The sequence below is a fragment of the Oligoflexus sp. genome (genome assembly GCF_035638955.1).
In the GTDB taxonomy this organism is placed as follows: domain Bacteria; phylum Bdellovibrionota_B; class Oligoflexia; order Oligoflexales; family Oligoflexaceae; genus Oligoflexus.
The window spans coordinates 1-2,145 of the sequence record NZ_DASQYZ010000054.1; the positions used below are offsets into that span (position 1 = coordinate 1).

Annotated in this window: 1 protein-coding gene; it reads left to right on the forward strand. The window is 47.5% G+C overall.

Annotated features, from left to right (window positions below):
• Window positions 1-261: 261 nt before the first annotated feature.
• On the forward strand, window positions 262-1,590 hold the full coding sequence (locus VE954_RS05450; RefSeq protein ID WP_324950482.1) for a hypothetical protein: 1,329 nt from the start codon (window positions 262-264) through the stop codon (window positions 1,588-1,590).
• Window positions 1,591-2,145: the final 555 nt, after the last annotated feature.

The following is a 2,145-nucleotide window of genomic DNA, read 5'->3' on the forward strand; positions in this document are numbered from 1 at the left end:
CATCGTCGACATACCACGGATTCTGCAGGCCTAAAATTTGTCGGTAAAGCTCTGTATCTTTCATCGACAATTCTCCCCATATATTACGGGGATATTAACGAAATTCTCGGCGCCACCCCACGGAAAACCCGGAAGGACCAGCTTTCTTAACCGCAAGGCAAATAGGCAATTGGCGCCAGATCAATGGTTAGTCCCTTTGATTGACAAGTGCTGCGTGGCCAGGTATCCGAATAGTTGTAAGCTTCTCTCGGAAGGTAACAAATGAATCGATACACATTAGTTTCTTTTGCCCTTTTGACTCTGCTATCAGGTCGAGCTTTTGGCCATCAATTGTATTACGCCGATTCTGCTTCTGATGAAGCCGTAGCGCTTACTTTTTGCAGAATGGGCGGCTATGCAAACCCTGCTGACTGTGCTTCAGATATAGTCAACAATGGGCTTATCGAGGAAGCAAAAGGCTGCATAGATTCCACAATCAGTCAGGTAAACAAGTTTGCGATTACGCCGATTGCTCATCAAGTAGGAGGTAATGGTGTACCAGGGGTTTGGCACCAAAATTATGAGCACTCAAAAGAAGATGGCTTGCACAGGCATAATTGGAGCAAAGAAGCACGCGAAGGAGCGGGGAACACCTATGCAGCCGCACAAATCAACAGTCTAAAGAGTCGATACGGAACCGTTTCAACTACCAGCAGCCATACAACCACCAGCACAGGTTCGCTTGGCGTTGGCGGAGCTGTTGGCGTTGGCGTGGGTGCGAGTGTTGAAATGAGTGGCAATGCCGGAGTATCTGGAACATCTGAAAAAGGCACTGCCACCGAAAAAGGTCCTATGGATCAGGCCACGTTAGACAAAAAATGGGATGAATATTATAAAGCTGCCTACGACGACCCACAGTTGGCAGGTGTAAATCCGAATATTTACTGTCCGCGCAACAAGCCGAATTGTGTGGCTTCTTCGGGCAAGGTGATCAAGAACGAAAGTTATCAGCCTGATGCTCCGAAAAAAGAGGAAAGCAAGCCAGACAAATCCGGTTCGTCATCTTCCCCGAAAAAACCCTCGGATACAGGCTCGTCAAAAACTCCAAAGTCGTCTTCAAATGATGATTTCGGAGGAAATTCTATAAAAACCACCGACGGCGGGAAATGGGCTGGCGAGCCTTCAAAGACAAGTGATGGAAGCATGTGGGTAGACTTTACCCAAGAGGACCCAGATTATGATCCAATGGCTCTCTGTATTTTTGATGCCCATAAAGAAAAACTAAAAGGAGAGGGCACCAAAACATACGATGAGGGCGGCAGCGCCGATAACAGATCTGACGCTCAAAAGAAGCGTGATGCAGAGGCTAACCTGAAAAAAGGTCTCTGTGACGAAAAATATTATGGTCGACAGTATTGCGCCAACTGGAAAAAGAAGTTCGAGCTGATCGACAGCAACGTACCAGCTGACAGCAAGCCCATCCTGGAGCCGGGCGAAAAGCTCGAGCGTCCTGGTTTCTACCACTATGATCCTGACAAAGTCCCTGGGCCTAAGGGTGATACAGGAACAAATCAGACTCCACAAAAGCTTCCGCCACACATTAAACCATAAATTCCGAACCCCAGACTCATCCTCTGGGGGTTTTTATTTCGGCTTTGTTTCAATCCCTACTCAACGCCTGCAAGGCAATGAATTGGATTGATCACTGTGCACAAAGCATCAGGCATCGTAATATTATACACAGGGGCTGTGAACCTCTATTTGCACGACGAACCAAGGGAATGGAAATGAAGCGTTTTACTTTGACCCTTGCTTTATGTGTATACGCCTGTGGAACTGATGATAGCGAGCCAAAGGAAGACGCCCCTAAAAACGCTCTTTGCAAGACCCTGAAGGATGGGTCAGTGGAACGCTTTGAGATAGATCCAGACGAGGCCGAGACCAGGGCAGTTATGCTAAGCATGGGCTTCTATCCTTGCTACTGAAAGGAGCAAGTCCATGGCTACTGGGTATCGGCATCCCAAACGAGCATACCCCTGAAATTCTTCCAGAATTAACTTGAATCTATCCTGCCAATTTCAATCCTTTAGTCTGTGCAAACTGCCCAGGGGTCATTCCTCCCAAGAAGTGTGAGGCCTTTTCTCGTTCGACTTAGCATCTTGATAC